The 18627-nt window shown below is 47.8% G+C and carries 16 protein-coding genes; 11 read left to right on the top strand and 5 right to left on the bottom strand.

All coding sequences use genetic code 11. From position 1 onward, the window contains the following. Positions 1-10 precede the first annotated feature (10 nt). The 3 genes from ABIE50_RS29800 to ABIE50_RS29790 all read left to right on the top strand — a co-directional run bounded on the left by ABIE50_RS29800 (position 11) and on the right by ABIE50_RS29790 (position 2790). Positions 11-955, top strand: a complete 945-nt coding sequence (locus ABIE50_RS29800) for an anti-sigma factor (protein ID WP_209862446.1) — start codon at positions 11-13, stop codon at positions 953-955. Positions 956-1155: 200 nt separating this feature from the next. Further along, entirely contained in the window at positions 1156-1716 is a 561-nt protein-coding gene (locus ABIE50_RS29795; RefSeq protein ID WP_209862443.1) for an anti-sigma factor, read from the top strand. 123 nt (positions 1717-1839) lie between these two features. Further along, positions 1840-2790, top strand: coding sequence for a hypothetical protein (locus ABIE50_RS29790; RefSeq protein WP_209862440.1), 951 nt, complete (start codon positions 1840-1842; stop codon positions 2788-2790). 6 nt (positions 2791-2796) lie between these two features. Here ABIE50_RS29790 and ABIE50_RS29785 read toward each other — a convergent pair whose 3' ends face one another. Both ABIE50_RS29785 and ABIE50_RS29780 read right to left on the bottom strand, forming a co-directional pair. Continuing rightward, a complete protein-coding gene (locus ABIE50_RS29785) occupies positions 2797-4467 on the bottom strand; it encodes a T9SS type B sorting domain-containing protein (protein WP_209862437.1) in 1671 nt (556 codons plus the stop codon). Positions 4468-4593: 126 nt separating this feature from the next. Continuing rightward, on the bottom strand, positions 4594-5667 hold the full coding sequence (locus ABIE50_RS29780; RefSeq protein WP_209862434.1) for an RluA family pseudouridine synthase: 1074 nt from the start codon (positions 5665-5667) through the stop codon (positions 4594-4596). A 117-nt stretch (positions 5668-5784) separates the two neighbouring features. Between ABIE50_RS29780 and lipB the strand changes: the two genes are divergently transcribed. Beyond that, positions 5785-6489 (top strand): lipoyl(octanoyl) transferase LipB, encoded by a 705-nt coding sequence (gene lipB / locus ABIE50_RS29775; RefSeq protein WP_209862431.1) that lies wholly within the window; start codon positions 5785-5787, stop codon positions 6487-6489. Between the two features lie 2 nt (positions 6490-6491). On the opposite strand, the gene ABIE50_RS29770 is transcribed toward lipB, so the two are convergent. From ABIE50_RS29770 to ABIE50_RS29760, 3 genes are all read right to left on the bottom strand, one after another. Continuing rightward, positions 6492-7223 (bottom strand): hypothetical protein, encoded by a 732-nt coding sequence (locus ABIE50_RS29770; RefSeq protein ID WP_209862428.1) that lies wholly within the window; start codon positions 7221-7223, stop codon positions 6492-6494. Between the two features lie 67 nt (positions 7224-7290). Continuing rightward, on the bottom strand, positions 7291-8184 hold the full coding sequence (locus tag ABIE50_RS29765; RefSeq protein ID WP_209862426.1) for a 1-aminocyclopropane-1-carboxylate deaminase/D-cysteine desulfhydrase: 894 nt from the start codon (positions 8182-8184) through the stop codon (positions 7291-7293). A 19-nt stretch (positions 8185-8203) separates the two neighbouring features. Further along, positions 8204-9544, bottom strand: coding sequence for an alpha-L-fucosidase (locus ABIE50_RS29760; RefSeq protein ID WP_209862423.1), 1341 nt, complete (start codon positions 9542-9544; stop codon positions 8204-8206). A gap of 132 nt (positions 9545-9676) precedes the next feature. Between ABIE50_RS29760 and ABIE50_RS29755 the strand changes: the two genes are divergently transcribed. The 7 genes from ABIE50_RS29755 (at position 9677) to ilvC (ending at position 18612) form a co-directional block, all read left to right on the top strand. Beyond that, entirely contained in the window at positions 9677-10579 is a 903-nt protein-coding gene (locus ABIE50_RS29755; protein WP_209862420.1) for a sugar phosphate nucleotidyltransferase, read from the top strand. After that, positions 10570-11667: a phosphotransferase enzyme family protein gene (locus ABIE50_RS29750; protein WP_354028237.1), complete on the top strand. Its 1098-nt coding sequence runs from the start codon at positions 10570-10572 to the stop codon at positions 11665-11667. The genes ABIE50_RS29755 and ABIE50_RS29750 overlap by 10 nt, the downstream gene beginning before the upstream one ends. A 642-nt stretch (positions 11668-12309) precedes the next feature. Continuing rightward, positions 12310-13212: a branched-chain amino acid transaminase gene (locus ABIE50_RS29745; protein ID WP_209862414.1), complete on the top strand. Its 903-nt coding sequence runs from the start codon at positions 12310-12312 to the stop codon at positions 13210-13212. A gap of 248 nt (positions 13213-13460) precedes the next feature. Continuing rightward, complete coding sequence (gene ilvD / locus ABIE50_RS29740) at positions 13461-15140, top strand: dihydroxy-acid dehydratase (RefSeq protein WP_209862412.1); 1680 nt, start codon at positions 13461-13463, stop codon at positions 15138-15140. Next, positions 15106-16854 (top strand): biosynthetic-type acetolactate synthase large subunit, encoded by a 1749-nt coding sequence (gene ilvB, locus ABIE50_RS29735; RefSeq protein ID WP_354028236.1) that lies wholly within the window; start codon positions 15106-15108, stop codon positions 16852-16854. Before ilvD ends, ilvB begins: the two co-directional genes overlap by 35 nt. Before the next feature lie 48 nt (positions 16855-16902). Continuing rightward, positions 16903-17439, top strand: coding sequence for an acetolactate synthase small subunit (gene ilvN / locus ABIE50_RS29730; RefSeq protein ID WP_142686236.1), 537 nt, complete (start codon positions 16903-16905; stop codon positions 17437-17439). Positions 17440-17565: 126 nt separating this feature from the next. After that, a complete protein-coding gene (ilvC, locus tag ABIE50_RS29725) occupies positions 17566-18612 on the top strand; it encodes a ketol-acid reductoisomerase (RefSeq protein WP_142686237.1) in 1047 nt (348 codons plus the stop codon). The last annotated feature ends 15 nt before the right edge of the window (positions 18613-18627 follow it).

Below are 18627 nucleotides of genomic sequence, written 5' to 3'. Positions count from 1 at the left end.
ATAAGAGATAGTGGATGTACAACGATACATATCATCCGGAATCCTTGAAAGCTATGTATTCGGTATGTTGCCGGAAGCGGAACAAGGTGAGGTAGAAACGGCCGTATCACAATACCCCGATGTCAAAGCCGCAGTGGATTCCCTGCAGCATGATAAGGAGCGGTTTGTGCAGCTGTATGCCATAGCACCGCCGAATAGTATCAGGGAACGGCTGATGGAAATTATCCATCACGAGAATACGCAGGAAGGAAACGACCTGCTGCCGGATGAACTGCGTGCGCCTGCTCCTGTATCCCTTAACGGGAAAGCTGTTCCACTACTCCTGAACGAAAAAAAAAAGGAAAAGCAGCAGCCACGGAAGGGGGAAACGCCGGTGAAACAACTTCCGGCGGCTAAATCCTCCAATGACCGGATCTGGAAATATCTTACTGCTGCTATCGTGGTATTGCTGCTGGGCAGCATTTTTATGAACTTCTTTTTCTTCCGGAAATCTACTGATTATAAAAGCCGTTACCAGTCGCTCATAGCTACCAAAGAGAAGCTGGAAGCCGATAAAAAACAACAGTCGCTTACCCGTTTGAAAGAAACGCCGGCGCCGGCAGAAACAGACCCGCTGAATAACCCCGATTTTAAATGGACAAAGCTCCCCGGCGGCGGGAAGTATGCCGGCAACATAGTTGCTGTGGGATGGAATGAAAAAACACAGGCGGTATACCTGCAGGCGCAACTGATGCCCCTGCCTCCGGCCGGCAGGCAGTTCCAGCTGTGGGCCATTGTGAATAGGAAACTGGTTGATGCCGGTGTTTTCCTTACCGGTGGCGAAGTATCCCGGCAATTACAACAAATGAAAACCGTGGCAGCAGCACAGGGCTTTGCCATCACACTTGAAAAGAAAGGCGGCAGCCCTGAGCCGAGCATGGACCAGGTATGCATGTCGGCAAAGCTGGAAAGATAAGGCCTGTTCTGTCATGTGGAGTTTATCCGTCCGGTATTAAATACGAAACTATATCCAATCCTCCGGGTACGGTGAAAACGGCAATGCGTAACGCCAGGGGATATCAAAACACGCTTATTCACACAAATCAATAATGAATCCATTTGCAGGAGGGTGACCCTGTACCCGATCAAGACCTGCAGCAACCAAAAATAGTGCCCATGCAAGAAACTAAAAGCCTATCCTGGAAATGGCTTGCCGTCGCTGCCGCCGTGCTGCTGATAGGAAGCCTTATTTTAAATTATGTGTTCTTTAACCGGTACAAGGAATTCAAGGAGTACAAAGATAAATACCAGTCTTTACTCGTATCCCAGAACTCCATTTTGTCAAAGAGCAATCTTTACAAAACCCGCTTAGAGCAAATGCAGGAATCCATGGAAATCATCCAGGATCCTAAAGTCCTGAAAGTGCCGATGCCAGGTACCAAAGCGTTCCCTGAAGCATTAGCCACTGTATTCTGGAACCCGCAAAGTCAGGAAGTGTATCTGAAAGTTAACAAACTGCCGGAACCAGCTGCCGACAAACAGTATCAACTCTGGGCTATCGTAGATGGCAAACCGGTTGATATGGGCGTGTTCGAAATGGGTGATACAGCCAGCCTCCTCCAGAAAATGAAAGTAACCGGCAAAGCACAAATGTTTGCGGTTACCCTGGAAAAGAAAGGTGGTGCGCTGCAGCCTACTATGGAACAAATGTATGTGGCCGGAAAAATTCCCGGTTGATAAAAAGAGATAGCCCTCTTTTTAAAGAAAAACAGGAAGCTGTTGTAAGTGATACTTGCAACGGCTTTCTGTTTTTAGCATTTGTGTAACACCGGCTTAGCGCTTTTTTATTAAATTGCAGCCATGTCACAATTTTGGAAAAGTATAGCAGGAGTCGCTGCCCTCAGCCTGTTACAGTGTTTGCAGCTCAGCGCTCAGGACACAGCCCGCTATAAAGGAATGACGGTTAACCTGGATGAAGTGATTGTAGCTGCAAAGCGTATAGGCTTCGACGTTAACAGCTTTATAAAAAGGGTAGAAGATGACACCACTTTTTACCGCGCATTTAAAAACCTGCATATTGTAGGATTTGATGCCATCAATGATATACAGGTACTGGGCAAAAATGCACAGGTGCAGGCCTCGCTGTATAATCAAACCCACCAGGAAATAAAAGGAAAATGCCGCACCATGCAGGTATCCAATGAAAAGATGACCGGCGATTTCTATACCCGCAAAGGAAATTATAACTACTATACTGCCGAATTATATGCCAATCTGTTCTTCACCAAGGGCACTGTATGCACTGATGAACAGGGGGAAGATCCCGATCGTTCCAGTGGCAGCCTGGCACGGCATAAGGCGCAGCTGAAGCAGCTGATCTTTAATCCGGGGAAGCCTATACGGGGTGTACCCATTGTGGGATCAAAAGTAGCCATTTTTAACAGTGAGGTAATGCGGTTCTACGATTTTTCCATTACTGCCGAAAACTATGTGGACGGTACCTCCTGTTATGTGTTTACAGCTAAAACAAAGCCGGGCCTGAACCGGATCGACCGGGCAGATGTGGTGATCGATGAGCTTATCACCTGGTTTAATAAGGAGAATTTTGAGATAGTAGGCCGCAAGTATGCCCTTTCCTATAAAACGATGCTGTTTGATTTTAATGTGAAGATGAATGTGCAGATGACCAAATACAATGGCCTCCTGATCCCCGCCCTGGTTACCTATAACGGTACCTGGAATGTACCTTTCAAAAAAAGGGAAACCGCCGTTTTTGCGGCAAAATTCCTCAATTTCACAGGCGCACAGTAACCAATATTAATTTACAAGCGTAATGGTCCCTGTTTTATGTACAGCAAACCGGGTGATCACTTCTTTATAATCCACTATCCACACATAGGTGGCAATATCCGCTAAAGTGCCATTCACACGCCCGTTCCAGCCTACCTGCGGATCGGTGGTGTAAAAGACCCGTTCTCCCCAGCGGTTATAGATACTAAGGGTATAATCGTATATGGGGCACCGGTATACCGGTCGGAAATAATCATTCCTTCCATCTCCGTTGGGAGAAAAGGCAGTAGGGAAAAACAACTGGCATTCGCAATCGTGATATTTTACTTCTACAGAATCAACAGACGTTCCGCAACTGTTGGTAGCCACCATGGCGTAAAACCCGGGCCGCGTAACAGTATACATTGGTGTGCTGGTGCTGTCCTGCCATTTGTAAATGCCGCCGCCCGCGCCGGTAGCGCGCAGCTGGTATACTTCATTCCTGCAAAGCAGTGTATCAGGACCGAGGTTTACCCGGAGCGTATCTTCAAATTTTACTGAGATGCTGTCCATGGATTCGCAGCGGCCTATTTGTGCATGCACGTAATAGAAGCCGGGCTTGGTGACGTAATAGGTGGCCTGGTCGGAGCCATCCTGCCAGAGGTATTGCCCATTGCCAAAATCAGCTGTAAGCACCAGGAAGTTGCCTTTGCAGATACTGGTGTCGTTACCGAGGTCCAGTTTTTTTAAGCGGTTATAGTTAATGAAGATGGTATCTACCACGCTGCAGGTATTGTTGATCTCTACCAGCGCCCAAAGGTTGGTGGTATTGCTGATGGTAACGGCAGGAGTAGTAGCGCCGGTGCTCCATTCCCAGGCAGTGGCTTCGGGAATACTGGGAGCCACACGGATAGACTCACCAGGGCATAGCAGCGTATCCGGCCCCAGTGAAAAAGGATAAGGCGTGCCCGTAAAGGTAATGGTGATCTCGTCTGACATGGTGGGGCATCCTTTCGGGAACACATCTACATGATAAGTGCCCGAGGTATACACATCCTGCGTGGGCTCCGTATTGCCGGTATTCCAGAGATAGGTGCAGTTTTGCGCGGTGGCATCCAAAGCAATATGCTCACCGGTGCATAGTATAAGATCTTTGCCAAGGTCAATTTCGGGAATGGGTGTATAAAACACATTCACTGAATCAGGATTGGGGCAACCGTTTATTTTTACTTTATAGGTAGCGGAAGTATCCACAAGGATGCTGCTGTTGGTAGAGCTGTCCTGCCAGAGATAGGTAGCGCCGGGAATAACGGGAGCCTGCAAGGTCATAGTACCGCCTTCACACAGGGTAATGTCCTGGTCGCCCAGGTCAAAGATCACGGGCGTAACAATGGTAACAGGTTGTACGGTAGTATCCGGAACGCCGTTGCGCCAGGCTATGAGGGTATCGGTATATGTGCCGGTGCTGGTGTAAATATGCCAGGCACGCATGCTGCGGGAGGAATCTTTATCTCCTGAGGCAGGATCATTAAAGAACCATTTTACCGAGTCGATGCCCGCAGGATCAATGATCAGGAAAAAAGAAGTGTCGTTCACACAGGTAGAAGATACTGCGAAGGGAGTGTTCTGAGCGGCGGCTTTGTTGATAAACATGCTGCATACCAGGAAAACCGGTACAAGGAATAAGGATCGACAGAAAGTAGATATTTGGTCTCTCATGCAATTGACATGGGTAATTGCCGCTAAGATAACCTAAACATGTAGAATATTTATAATAATAAATATGATTTTTATGATAAGACGATTTTAGCGGAGCATTGTTCCGCTAAAATCGTTGCGGGCTGGTTATTCCCCATCGTCTTTCAGCGGTCTGGCTGAAATATATCTTCTCCATTTTTCCAGGACGGAGGTAAAGTCGGATGGTAACTGGCTTTCGAAATGCATTTTTTCGCGGGTGCGCGGGTGTATAAAGCCCAGTTGTTGTGCATGCAGGGCGTGACGGGGCATTATATCAAAGCAGTTTTCCACAAACTGTTTGTATTTCGTGTATACGGTTCCTTTAACGATGCGGTTGCCGCCATAGGTTTCATCGTTGAACAGGGAATGACCGATATGCCGCATATGTACGCGGATCTGGTGGGTGCGGCCGGTTTCCAGCCGGCATTCGATCATGGTTACATAATTGAACCGTTCCAGTACGCGGTAATGGGTAATGGCTTCCTTGCCATATTCGCCGTCGGGGTAAGCGTCCATGATCTTGCGCAGGCGCTGGTGGCGGCCTACATGGGCTACAACAGTACCTTCATCCTCTTCAAAGTCGCCCCATACCAGGGCAATATAACGTCTGTGCACAGTGTGGTCAAAGAATTGTTTGGCCAGGTCGTTCATCGCTTTGTCGGATTTGGCGATCACCAGCAGCCCGCTGGTGTTTTTATCGATACGGTGCACCAGTCCGAAGCGGGGCAGCTCAGGTTCGGTAGCCTGGGTTTTATCGCCCAGGTACCAGGAGAGGCCGTTCACCAGCGTGCCATCACGATTGCCGCAGCCGGGGTGTACTACCAGGCCGGCGGGTTTGTCGATGACCATTATATCGTCGTCTTCATATACAATATTCAGCGGCAGTTCCTGTGGAATGATATCTGTATTTTCCGGGTTCCTGTTGGAAAACACAACGATCCTGTCCAGCGGCCTGATCTTGTAATTGGCTTTAACGGGTTTGTCGTTCACCAATACCATTTCACCATCCAGGGCCTGCTGGATCTTATTGCGGGTAGCGCCTTCTATGCGGTTAGTAAGGAATTTATCAATACGGACGGGCTCCTGGCCTTTATCTACCACCATATTGATCTTTTCATACAGTTCCTCGCTGCCATCCCCGTTATCCAGCTCAACTTCCAGTTCCAGCAATTCTTCAGCCATTAATACAATTTTTTGCAAAGGTAAAGTTTAGTTGGCAGTTTAGCGGCCCCGGGGTAAATGTTCTGTATCACGGCGATTTGGCGTACCTTTGCGCAGCTGAAAAAGACCAATATGATCATGGACAAAGCAAAGCAGAAGATTGTTGTAAGAGACCTCGGCGTGATAGATTACCAGGCAGCCTGGGATTACCAGGAGCAGTTGCTGAAGGAAAATGTGCAGTTGAAAACCCGTGTGGCTGGTCAGTTACCGGGAGCTACTACCAATTACCTGTTGTTTTGCGAACATCCTCCCGTGTATACCATTGGTAAAAGCGGGCATATAGAGAACCTGCTCATCTCCCGGGAGGAGCTGCAGGAGCGGGGTATAGGCTTTGTTCCTACCAACCGCGGCGGCGATATTACATTTCATGGCCCCGGTCAGGTGGTGGGCTATCCTATCCTGGATCTCGAAAATTTCTTTACTGATATCGGCAAATACCTGCGTTGCCTGGAAGAGGTGATCATCCGCACCCTGGCGGAGTACGGGGTAACCGGCGATCGCTCTGCCGGGGAAACCGGTGTATGGCTGGACCCGCACGATAAAGCAAAGGCCCGTAAAATATGTGCTATGGGTGTACGCTGCAGCCGCTGGGTAACCATGCATGGTTTTGCGCTGAATGTTAATACCCTGATGGATTACTTCAATAACATCATTGCCTGTGGCATTGCCGACAAGCAGGTGGCCTCACTGGACAGGGAAGTGGGAGGCCCGGTAAGCCTTGAAGAGGTGAAAGGTAAGCTGAGCAGGCATTTCGGTGAGGTGTTCAGTGCCGAAATGGTATAGCCTTACATTTTATAGTTCAGTGGAATAAACAGGCTCCATTTCTCCTTTAATTTTCCTTCCTCGAATATTTCGAAGTTGAACCATCCTGCGTGCATAAAAATGGCTTTCTCCAGTATGAGGAAAGGCGCTTTTACCTGGTCTATATCAAAAAGGAAAGTGCCGTTGGCTTCATAGAACTTAACGGAGTATTTTTTCTGGGGGGCGTCCGGCAGTTTTATGTTGACGTTACCATCGGCGGTAGTGTAAATGTAGTTGGAGGGATGCCAGGAAACTCTTTCAGGCTCCCTGTTCTCCTGTTCTTTACCCCTCAGCCCTCTTGAGGCGTCCATAATATCGGCATATTGCAGTTTCTGGTCTGCACGTATAGTGCTGTCCGACAGGGCCAGCACGGTTTTACTGTACATGAAGCGCCCGTTGGTGAACAGTATAAAGAGGCGGTAGTAATTGGTACCGGGCAATGGTTTATTATCAAGATAGGCATTCCTTGTTTGAGTAGGATAGCTGGCGTAGCCGATGGTATTAAAGTTCAGCACGCTGTCGAGCGAGCGCTGTACGCCTATTTCCTTTACCTGTGTGAAACCGGAGATCCAGTCCAGTTGTATTCTGCCGGTTTTGATAGAAGCGGTAAAATTAGGCAACACAGGCGGCACAAACTCCTGTGCCTGTGCATTTCCGGCAAATCCTGTCAATAAAAAAATTCCAATAACAAAAGTTGTACGCACAAACTGCTTCATACTGATTATTCCGTGAGCTCTTAAAGTTGGCAAAAATACACTACCGTTCAAATATAATGAACAGTTTTTAAAAGGATAGAACGCCGGGAGGGAGGGAAAGATTGCCCTGAAGGCCGCCGGTATGTATCAGCAGCACCCTGCTGTTTTCCGGAAAGTAGCCCTGCTGCGCCAGTTCACGGAAAGCCATTACCAGTTTACCTGTATAAATAATGTCTGTGGGGATGCCTGTTTCTTTGTAAAAATTATTGATAAAATCTATAAGGGCGGGCGTTTTTTTTGCATAGCCGCCACCGTGGTGGCCGTATAAAAGCTGCCAGTGGCTGGTACCACCGGGTTGGAGCAGGCCGGCCACTTCTTTTTCAAGGTATTGTGCACCTTTCAGCACCGGTATGCCAGTTACCTGCTGATAGGGCTGCGCGCTGTTGATAAGACCTGCGAGGGTAGTACCGGTGCCTGCTGCACAGAGGATATGTGTGAAGCCGGTTGCGGGGAGTACCGAAAGGATCTCCCCGCAACCTTTGGCGCCTGCTGCATTGTGCCCGCCTTCCGGAACAATATGGTAATGGGGAAACATCATTTCCGAGGTATTGGCCGCTTTGCCGCTGCGGTAGTCTTCACGGCTCACAAAAACCAGTTCCATACCATTATTTTCTGCGGTTTGCAGGGTGTGATTAAGGTGTTTATGATGTTCTTCTCCTCTTATAACTCCTGTGCAGTGCAGGCCCGCTTCCTTACAGGCCAGGGCGGTGGCGGCAATATGGTTGGAGTAGGCGCCGCCGTAAGTAAGGATGCCCTTGCTGTTATTTGCTTTGGCTGCCGCGATGTTGTATTTCAGTTTAAACCATTTATTCCCTGATATTTCCGGGTGTATCTTATCCAGGCGGAGCATAGCGGCGCTGAGGTGCGCCGGCAGCCAGCTGGTTTGAAACGGGTCGAGGGTAATATGATTGTAAGAAAGCATGCGCGGTCGGTTGATTTGATTAATCGTTGGTCAGGAAGCCGCCCTGGCCCCTGTACAATTTTACGGGCTTATCCAGCTTCACTTTCAGTACGGTGATGTATTTGTCGTGCACATTTTCCGGCACATTGATGAATACCAGTCCGGGTACCGGGCTCCAGGAAATTTTGCCTACTACTTTATGTGTAAGCTGGCTGTTATTGCCCAGCACGGTGATGTTTTCAATTTTATTGGACAGGCCTTTTACCATTACCTGGCCGCTGGTTCTGGCAGGAAGGAACAGGTAAAGGGTGGTAGAATCTTTAGACAGGGTAGTGGGGCCATAGAAGTGACCCTGGGGGATACCGCCGATGGTGTTGAACATGGCTTCGCCGTTGCGTTGGTTCCAGGCGCCCAGTTCTTTCAGTACGTTTACTTCTTCTTCGGGGATGCTGCCATCGGCTTTGGGGCCAATATCGAGGAGAAGATTACCACCGTTGCTTACTGCATCCACGAAGATGGTAATGATCTCAAAGGGTGTTTTCCAGTTGGTATCCTGTGGCTGCCAGCCCCAGTTGCTGTTGATGGTCATGCAAAGTTCCCACCAGTGGTACTTCGGGCGTGACACGGGAAAATTCTGTTCAGGGGTTTCATAATCGCCATAGCCTTGTAAACGCCCGTTGATAATGGTATTGGGATTATGAGAGGTGAGCATCTGCCGCATTTTGGGCGCTTCCCATTCCTCTGCGGAATGTTCCCAGTCGCCATCGAACCACCAGAGATCCGGGTTGAACTTCGTCATTACTTCCGCCATTTGTCCTTCGTAGAACTTCAGGAAGCGCTGCCATCTTTCAGGCTGTGCTTTGATATCGTAGCGGTTACTGTCTTTCAGGAACTGCGGATAATCGTTGTGGCTCCAGTCGATCAGGGAAAAATAGGCACCACATTTGATGCTATCGCGCCGCAAAGCCGCGTAGAAAGGCGTGAGCACATCTCTTTTCGCCGGCGTACTGTTAACAACATCCAGTTTACTGTATTTACTGTCCCACAGGGCCACGCCATCGTGGTGTTTGGTGGTCATTACCGCGTAGCGGGCGCCGGATGCTTTGATAAGATCGACCCATGCCTGCGGGTTGTAATTATTTGCAGTAAAGCCTTTGAGCTGCTGCATGTAATCGGGGTAAGATATTTTTTTGTTGTGGAATGACCAGGATTCATCTACTCCTTTAACTGAGTAGATGCCCCAGTGGATGAAAATGCCGAGTTTGGCATCAGCAAACCACTGCATTTTTTCTTTAATGTCATCCGGATTTGTTTTCTGTTGCGCATTGGCAGCGGTGAAAAGCTGTATGGCAAAGGCTCCCAGCACTAATAATCTCTTCATTGTTCAGTTTAATTAATCTTTAAAAAAGGGCACTACTACAAAAAGAAAGTGTGAAAATAGTTTTAATGATTAAATTTAGCGCCGATATTTTTAGGTAAATAGTTGACACTTTATAAAACTAATATCAGAAAAATGCAACCGACTTTATTGATTCTGGCGGCCGGTATGGCCAGCCGATACGGTAGTTTAAAGCAAATCCAGAAATTTGGCCCCAGCGGTGAAACTATCATCGATTACTCTATTTACGACGCTATCAGCGCCGGTTTTGGAAAAATAGTGTTCATCATCCGCGAGAATTTTGCAGCAGATTTCAAAGAGATCTTTGAACCGAAGCTCAAAGGCCGCGTGGCTGTTGATTTTGTATACCAGGAAATGGATGCTTTTTTAGATGGTCATACAGTACCTGCTGACAGGACCAAACCATGGGGTACTGCCCATGCGGTTCTCTGCGCGAAAAATGCTATCAATGAGCCATTTGCAGTGATCAATGCAGATGATTTCTATGGTACTGATGCTTTTGTTAAGATGGCGGAGTTCCTGAACAACGGCTGTAAGCCCAACGTATACAGCGTGGTAGGGTATGAGCTGGGCAAAACGATCAGTGAGCATGGTTCTGTTTCCCGCGGTGTATGCGAAGTGAGCGCAGACGGGAACCTGGCGGCTATCAATGAAAGGACCAAGATATACCCGGAGAATGGACAGATCGTTTACGAGGAGGCAGATGGCAGCAAGCACCCGCTGGCGGCCAATACGCCGGTATCCATGAACTTCTGGGGATTCCATCCGAGTGTATTTGAGCTGAGCCAGGGCCTTTTCAGCGAGTTTTTGGAGAAGAACAGCAGCAATCCTAAATCTGAATTCTTTATTACAATTGTAGCCGATGAATTTACCCGCCGTGGCATTGGCACGGTGAAGGTGATACCTACCAGTGCAAAATGGTTTGGCGTTACCTATAAAGAAGATGCACCAGGCGTGCAGGCCAGCTTATCGGCGCTGGTTGAGAATGGAGAATATCCAGACAATTTATGGAAATAAAACCCAACAAAAGCATCCTTCAGGCTTTTGGACTTGAGCCTGAAGGATTAAATGTCCGAAAATTTGGATCAGGACACATCAACAACACTTTTTTGTTAGAAAAAAAGCAGGACGGCAGTAGCTACGTTTTACAAAAGATCAATGTAAACGTATTTAAGGAACCAGGAGTCATCGCCGCCAACCAGAGAATGGCAGCAAACTATCTGGCAGTACATCATCCCGGCTATCTGTTTATTACGCCGATCCCCACGGTTAACGGGGAAGAGCTCTTTGTAATTGACAACGAATACTGGAGATTGATCCCTTTTATTGCGGATTCCGTAACGGTGGATCAGGCCGACAACCCAAAGCAGGCGTATGAAGCAGCCAGACAATTTGGCCGCCTCGCCAGTTACCTTTCGGGTATTGACCTGAAGCCGTTTAAAGCTTCGATTCCAAACTTTCACAACCTGACCCTCCGGTACAGTGCTTTCCAGGAAGCGATCCGGACGGCGAAGGACGACAGGAAAGTTGCAGCAGAAGAGATGATTGAAGATTTCCTCCGCTATTCTGACATCGCAGTAACGTATGAACAACTGAAAACAAATCCTGAATTCAGGGATCATCTGATGCACCACGATACCAAAATCAATAATGTATTGCTCAACAAGGATACTTATGAAGGTATTTGTGTATGTGATTTAGATACCCTGATGCCCGGAAAAATCATCTCAGATCTCGGCGACATGATACGCACTTATGTTTGTCCTGTGTCTGAAGAAGAAAGGGATTTCAGCCAGATCGTTATCCGCGAAGAATACTACGAAGCCCTTATGCAGGGGTATCTCGCAGAGATTGGCGGTACTTTGACAAAAGTAGAAAAGGAACAATTGTTCTTTGCCGGGAAGTTCATGATCTACATGCAGGGGATACGCTTCCTCACCGATTATCTGAATGGTGATGTGTATTATCCCATCAAGTATCCGACACACAATTACGACCGCGCAAAGAACCAGCTGGTTTTACTGCAGCGGCTCATGGAAAAAGAAACGGTACTGCAGGATATCATCGACAAATGCCTGCATGTAAACGTAGCAAGTGAACAGTAAATGAAATCATTTTTTAGAACGTGAACAGTAATGAAATGAAATCATTTTATCCCGGTGCTTCCTGCACCGGGATTTTTTTTAGCGGAGGTTGTCTGACTCAGGATTAAACTGATTACGCTGATTACCCTGATTTGATTACTTTGGATTTAAAATGATTTGGGGAGATTTAAGCGGATACTTTCGCCTAATTCTCCCCAAATCATTTAATCCTGAGTCAGACAAAATCCGCGTCTTTTTTACACAAAACCGGTAGATTAATATATAAGGATCATGCGATTTGTTTAGAAAATACGCAGCTATTCGTTTGTTTTTTTAAATATTTTCAAAAACCTTTAATGTGATTGATTTTTTACTAAATATTGGGTGTGTTATTGTTTTTTATTTTTTTCACAGATACTTTTGTAGAAACGCTAAAGAAAATAAGGGCCTCCATGTGGGTAAATAAAGACAATATAAAACTTAATCACATCGTACCTCAGCTCAACTGGGCTATCACGAAGGTCGTGATTATCGTCGTTGTCATTATTAGCCACCAGTATGGAGGATAGGTAAACGTGCATATAATCACAAAATATAACGCCTTCCTCCGCAAAGAGGGAGGCTTTTTTTTGGACTGTATATTCCTGGTATAATTTCAATTTTATGTATAGCTATTACAACGACAACACCATTCTTTACATCAACGGTGAGTACACCAAAGCAAATGCTGCTACAACTGACCTGTATGGCCAGTCGCTCCACTACGGCTATGCTGTTTTTGAAGGCATCCGCGCCTACAAAACCGCAAGCGGCGAAGTGAAGATCTTTAAAGCAAAAGAACACTTCGACCGTTTGAAGCGCTCCTGCGAGCTGATCCACATCCCCTACAAATTTGATAACGAAGAGCTGATCGCCGCTTGTTATAAAGTACTGGAGATGAATAACATGGAAGAAGCCTATATCCGCCCGCTGGTTTTCTGTCCGCCGAATATGACACTGAAAGCCGCCGCCGAATCGCACATCCTGATCTGTGCATGGGAATGGGGGGCATACCTGGGAGAAAAGCTGCTGCGTGTTATGACCTCCTCCTACGAGCGACCGAATCCAAAAGCCTTTAAAATAGAATCCAAATCTGCCGGTCTTTATGTAAACTCGATACTGGCCTCGCAGGAAGCAAAAGAAAAAGGTTACGATGAAGCGCTGCTGCTGGATATGAATGGTTACGTTGCAGAAGGCCCCGGTGCTAACATCTTCTTTGAAAAAGACGGCAAAATATACACTCCTCCCGCCGGTAACATCCTCCCAGGCATCACCCGCGCCACTGTTATCGAACTTTGCCAGGAACTGAATATCCCACTGGAAGAAAAATTATTTACCATCCCTGAGTTAAAAGAAGCTGAATGCGCTTTCTTCTGCGGTACTGCAGCAGAAGTGATCGGTCTCGACTCCCTGGACGGCCAGTCTTTCAGCAAACCATGGGCACAGTCGCTCGGAAAATTACTCCAACAGGCCTATAAAGCCAGAGTGCTGGAAAAATCATTTCAACGCGAAGCACAATTAGCATAACCGTTGGCTGTTAGCTGTTAGCATCTGCTAAAATGCTAACAGCCAACAGTTAAAATCCTTTGAAGGTCGTAAATCGAAAAACTTACAATCCTTTACAGTAAAGGGTTTTGAAGTTAAAAAGGCAGATTTGAAGACCGGTAAATTGGAATAAGTTGGTTTGAATTTGACGACGTCACCGGGTAATTTGTGCAGAGTTTTTAAAATAGGGTACCTATAAACACCTGTAATCGGGGTAATAACAAAAAGCAATGGAATTAAATAAATACAGCAAGACGATCACACAAGACCCTACGCAACCAGCTGCGCAGGCACAATTGTATGGCATTGGTTTAACAGAAGAAGATCTGAAAAAGGCACAGGTAGGTATCGTTAGCATGGGCTACGATGGCAATACCTGCAATATGCACCTGAATGATCTGGCAAAGGACGTAAAAAAAGGCGTCTGGGCAAACGACCTGGTCGGACTCATTTTCCATACTATTGGCGTCAGCGATGGCATGAGCAATGGTACGCCGGGAATGCGCTATTCCCTCGTTAGCCGTGATCTGATTGCAGATTCCATTGAAACCGTTGCAGGAGCGCAGTATTACGATGCGCTGATCACCGTTCCCGGATGCGATAAGAACATGCCCGGTTCCCTGATGGCTATGGGTCGCCTCAACCGCCCTTCTATCATGGTTTACGGCGGTACCATCGCCCCCGGAAAATATAAAGGCCAGGATCTCAACATCATCTCAGCATTTGAAGCGCTGGGCCAGAAAATGGCAGGTAAGCTGGATGAAGGCGATTTCAAAGGCATTGTACAGAATTCCTGCCCCGGCGCCGGCGCCTGTGGCGGTATGTACACCGCTAATACCATGTCTTCCGCTATCGAAGCACTGGGTATGAGCCTCCCGTACAGCTCATCCAACCCCGCATTGAGCCAGGACAAAAAAGATGAATGTATCGCTGCCGGTAAATACATCCGCCTGCTCCTTGAAAGAGATATTAAGCCCCGCGACATCATGACGAAAGAGGCGTTTGAAAACGCGCTCACCATCATCATGGCCCTGGGTGGCAGCACCAATGCCGTACTGCATTTCATTGCCATCGCAAAATCAGTAGGCGTCAATATTAAACTGGATGATTTTCAGCGTATCAGCGACAAAACACCGCTGATCGCCGATCTGAAGCCAAGTGGTAAGTACCTGATGGAAGACCTCCACAACATTGGTGGGGTTCCGCTGGTAATGAAATACCTCCTGAAGAAAGGATTTATCCACGGTAACTGTATGACCGTTACCGGTAAAACAATAGCCGAGAACCTGGAAAACGTGGCAGACATAGATTTCAGCACACAGGATATCATTGTGCCGCTGGAAAAACCACTGAAACCAACCGCCCATATCCAGATCCTTTACGGAAACCTCGCTACTGAAGGCTCCGTAGCCAAGATCACCGGAAAGGAAGGCGAACGTTTCAGAGGCCCTGCCCGTGTATTCGACGGCGAATTTGAACTGATTGCAGGTATTACTTCCGGTAAAGTGAGAGAGGGAGATGTGGTCGTCATCCGCCAGGTAGGCCCGAAAGGCGCTCCCGGTATGCCGGAAATGCTGAAGCCTACCAGCGCCATCATGGGTGTGGGACTTGGCAAAAGCGTAGCCCTCATCACCGATGGCCGTTTCTCCGGTGGTACCCACGGGTTTGTGGTAGGCCATATTACCCCGGAAGCTTTTGAAGGGGGAAATATTGCACTCGTAAAAGACGACGATATCATCGAAATAGACGCAACGAAGAACTTTATCAATGTAGAGATCAGTGACGAAGAACTGGCCGCAAGAAGGGCCGCATGGAAGCAACCTGCATTGAAAGTAACCAATGGAATCTTATTTAAGTACGCAAAACTTGTAAAAAATGCAACAGAAGGATGTGTTACCGATGAAGCCTGAGATAGCAGATAAGCAGTTAGCTGTAAAGCCTGTGATTACAGGCTCCGAAGCTGTGATCCGTTCCCTGATCGAAGAAGGAGTGGACACTATTTTCGGGTATCCGGGCGGGGCGATCATGCCTATTTATGATGCCCTCTACGATTTCCAGGATCGGGTTCATCACATTCTCGTCCGGCACGAACAGGGTGCCACGCATGCTGCACAGGGTTATGCACGTAGCTCCGGCAAGGTGGGCGTAGCTTTTGCTACTTCCGGCCCGGGCGCTACCAACCTGGTTACCGGCCTGGCCGACGCTTATATGGACAGTACCCCCATGGTTTGCATAACCGGCCAGGTAGCCGCCGCCCTGTTAGGAACTGATGCATTCCAGGAAACAGACGTGATCGGTATCACCATGCCTATCACCAAGTGGAATATACAGGTAACCCGCCCGGAAGATATTCCCGGCGCAATAGCCAAAGCATTTTACATTGCCCGCAGCGGCCGTCCGGGCCCTGTGCTGGTGGATATCACCAAAAACGCACAGTTCGGGGAATTTGAATACGAGTACAAAAAATGTGAATATATCCGCAGCTACCGCCCTATCCCTGAATTAAACCAGGAAGCGGTAACAGCAGCTGCAGCACTGATCAACAGCGCTAAGAAGCCATTTATCCTCTGTGGCCATGGCGTACTGTTATCAGGTGCAGAACAGGAACTGATCGCACTGGCAGAAAAAGCACAGATCCCCGTGGGGTCTACTTTACTGGGCCTGTCGGCTGTACCGGTAGATCATCCGCTGTACGTAGGTATGCTGGGCATGCACGGTAACTATGGCCCCAATATGCTTACCGGTGAAGCAGACGTGGTGATTGCGGTAGGCATGCGTTTCGACGACCGTGTAACCGGCGACGTAGGTACTTATGTTCCCAATGCCAAAGTGATACACATCGAAATCGATGCTGCAGAGATCAACAAGATCGTTAAAGCTGATGTAGCCGTTCACGCAGATGCAAAGCCGGCCCTGGCAGCATTGCTCAAACAGGTAAATCCTGCTGAACATGCAGCCTGGCTGGAAGAATTCCGCGCCGCAGATAAAAAAGAATACGATAAGGTACAGCATGCAGAACTGTATCCGCAGGAAGGCGAGCTGAAAATGGCGGAAGTGATCCGCCTGATCTCAGAGAAAACCAAAGGCGAAGCAGTACTGGTAACAGATGTTGGACAGCACCAGATGGTGGCTTCCCGCTACTATCGTTTCAAAAAACCCAATACTAATGTCACCTCCGGTGGAATGGGTACCATGGGCTTTTCGCTGCCGGCAGCCATGGGCGCCAAAACAGGTACGCCCGAAAAAGAAGTAGTAGCTATCATCGGTGATGGTTGCTTCCAGATGACGCTCCAGGAACTGGGCACTATTCATCAGTCACAGATCGGTGTGAAAATAGTGATCCTGAACAATAACTTCCTGGGGATGGTAAGACAATGGCAGCAACTGTTTTTTGACAGGCGCTATTCCTCCACTGAAATGGTCAATCCCGATTTTGTACAGGTTGCCAAAGGATTTTATATCCCCGGTAAAAAAGTAACAGCAAGGGAAGATATATCCGCCGCTATTGATGAAATGCTGGCGCACAAGGGCGCTTATCTGCTGGAAGTAGTAGTGGAAAAAGAAGATAACGTATTCCCTATGGTGGCCGCAGGCGCTCCCATTACCAGCATCCGGCTGGAGTAGCAGCGCCCGGAGGATTCATATTGATCATTTGTAATTCACAACAGGTATATGCAAAAAGAATATACAGTAACGGTATATACGGAAGATCGTATAGGTATAACCAACCGTATCACTATCATATTTACCCGCAGGGGCATCAATATCACCAGCTTAACCACCGCTGAAACAGAAATTCCCGGTGTGTATAAGTTCGTAATAACGGTGATGTCTACACGTGAGAAGCTGGATAAGGTAGTAGGACAGATAGAAAGACTGATTGAAATTCACCGTGCTTTTGTGCATGAAGAAGATGAGGTGGTATACCAGGAACTGGCACTGTACAAGATTTCTACCAGGTCGTTACATACAGGTGATATCGAAAGACTGATACGTGAAAACAATGCGCGTATCCTGACGATCACCGCAGATTATTTTGTGATCGAGAAAACCGGCCACCAGCAGGAGCTGACAGACTTTATCAAGAAACTGGAGCCATATGGCCTGATAGAGTATACAAAGAGTGGCAGGGTGGCCATTGTGAAATGGAGCCGCCGTTTTCACGAGCATCTGAAAGAATTGCATACACAGGAAGCTCCCGGCATTTAGCCATTGCTTCCGGCAAATAACTGGCTGCCGGCCAGCGCAGGCAGCTGATCTTTTAATCATTATTCATTCAAATCACATCTCAGCTAATAGCTGACAGCTAGTAGCTAAAAGCTAAAAAAACAACACATGGCAACCATCAATTTTGGAGGGGTACTCGAACAAGTAGTAACCAGAGAAGAATTCCCTATGGAAAAAGCAAGGGAAGTGCTGAAGAACGAAGTGATTGCAGTTATTGGTTATGGCGTACAAGGTCCTGGCCAGGCACTGAACCTGAAAGACAATGGCTTTAATGTTATTGTAGGTCAACGTAAAAATTCCAAAACCTGGGATAAAGCAGTTGCTGATGGCTGGGTTCCCGGCGAAACTTTATTCGATATCGAAGAAGCTGCACAGAAAGGTACTATCATCCAGTTCCTGCTGTCTGATGCCGGACAGATCACCCTGTGGCCTACTTTAAAGCAACATCTGACTCCTGGTAAGGCACTGTACTTCTCTCACGGTTTCGGTATTACCTATAAAGAACAAACCGGTATCATTCCTCCAGCTGATGTAGACGTAATCCTGGTAGCTCCGAAAGGCTCCGGTACTTCCCTTCGCCGCCTGTTCCTGGCTGGTCAGGGACTGAACTCCAGCTTCGCTATTTTCCAGGATGCCACAGGCCGTGCTAAAGAACGCGTAGTAGCGCTGGGTATCGGCGTTGGTTCCGGCTACCTGTTTGAAACAGATTTCAAGAAAGAAGTATACTCCGATCTGACCGGCGAACGCGGTTCCCTCATGGGTTGTATCCAGGGTATCTTCGCTGCTCAATACGAAACACTGCGCAAGAATGGTCACTCCCCTTCTGAAGCATTCAACGAAACAGTAGAAGAACTGACCCAGTCACTGATGCCACTGGTAGCAGAAAATGGTATGGACTGGATGTATGCTAACTGCTCTACTACTGCCCAGCGTGGTGCGCTCGACTGGTGGAAGAAGTTCAAAGCAGCTACCCAGCCTGTATTTGATGAACTGTATGCCAGCGTTGCTGCAGGTAAAGAAGCTGCCCGTTCTATCGCTTCCAACAGCACCCCGGATTACCGCGAGAAGCTGAACGAAGAACTGAAAGAACTCCGCGAAAGCGAAATGTGGCAGGCAGGTGCGGCTGTACGCAAGCTGCGCCCTAACAACGCGTAATAGCTATATTATAAA

The sequence above is a fragment of the Chitinophaga sp. OAE865 genome, assembly GCF_040546735.1.
GTDB lineage: Bacteria > Bacteroidota > Bacteroidia > Chitinophagales > Chitinophagaceae > Chitinophaga > Chitinophaga polysaccharea_A.
Note: the sequence above shows the minus strand (reverse complement) of the source record. Positions and strands in the feature narration are given on the sequence as shown.

Excerpts from the sequence above, each read along its gene's own strand:
- ABIE50_RS29770 (WP_209862428.1), bottom strand. The coding sequence starts at position 7,223 with ATGAAGCAGTTTGTGCGTACAACTTTTGTTATTGGAATTTTTTTATTG.
- ilvN (WP_142686236.1), top strand. The coding sequence starts at position 16,903 with ATGCAAAAAGAATATACAGTAACGGTATATACGGAAGATCGTATAGGT.
- ABIE50_RS29745 (WP_209862414.1), top strand. The coding sequence starts at position 12,310 with ATGTATAGCTATTACAACGACAACACCATTCTTTACATCAACGGTGAG.
- ABIE50_RS29765 (WP_209862426.1), bottom strand. The coding sequence starts at position 8,184 with ATGCTTTCTTACAATCATATTACCCTCGACCCGTTTCAAACCAGCTGG.
- ABIE50_RS29760 (WP_209862423.1), bottom strand. The coding sequence starts at position 9,544 with ATGAAGAGATTATTAGTGCTGGGAGCCTTTGCCATACAGCTTTTCACC.
- ABIE50_RS29780 (WP_209862434.1), bottom strand. The coding sequence starts at position 5,667 with ATGGCTGAAGAATTGCTGGAACTGGAAGTTGAGCTGGATAACGGGGAT.
- ABIE50_RS29750 (WP_354028237.1), top strand. The coding sequence starts at position 10,570 with ATGGAAATAAAACCCAACAAAAGCATCCTTCAGGCTTTTGGACTTGAG.
- ilvD (WP_209862412.1), top strand. The coding sequence starts at position 13,461 with ATGGAATTAAATAAATACAGCAAGACGATCACACAAGACCCTACGCAA.
- ABIE50_RS29755 (WP_209862420.1), top strand. The coding sequence starts at position 9,677 with ATGCAACCGACTTTATTGATTCTGGCGGCCGGTATGGCCAGCCGATAC.
- ilvC (WP_142686237.1), top strand. The coding sequence starts at position 17,566 with ATGGCAACCATCAATTTTGGAGGGGTACTCGAACAAGTAGTAACCAGA.
- lipB (WP_209862431.1), top strand. The coding sequence starts at position 5,785 with ATGGACAAAGCAAAGCAGAAGATTGTTGTAAGAGACCTCGGCGTGATA.
- ABIE50_RS29785 (WP_209862437.1), bottom strand. The coding sequence starts at position 4,467 with ATGAGAGACCAAATATCTACTTTCTGTCGATCCTTATTCCTTGTACCG.
- ilvB (WP_354028236.1), top strand. The coding sequence starts at position 15,106 with ATGCAACAGAAGGATGTGTTACCGATGAAGCCTGAGATAGCAGATAAG.
- ABIE50_RS29795 (WP_209862443.1), top strand. The coding sequence starts at position 1,156 with ATGCAAGAAACTAAAAGCCTATCCTGGAAATGGCTTGCCGTCGCTGCC.
- ABIE50_RS29790 (WP_209862440.1), top strand. The coding sequence starts at position 1,840 with ATGTCACAATTTTGGAAAAGTATAGCAGGAGTCGCTGCCCTCAGCCTG.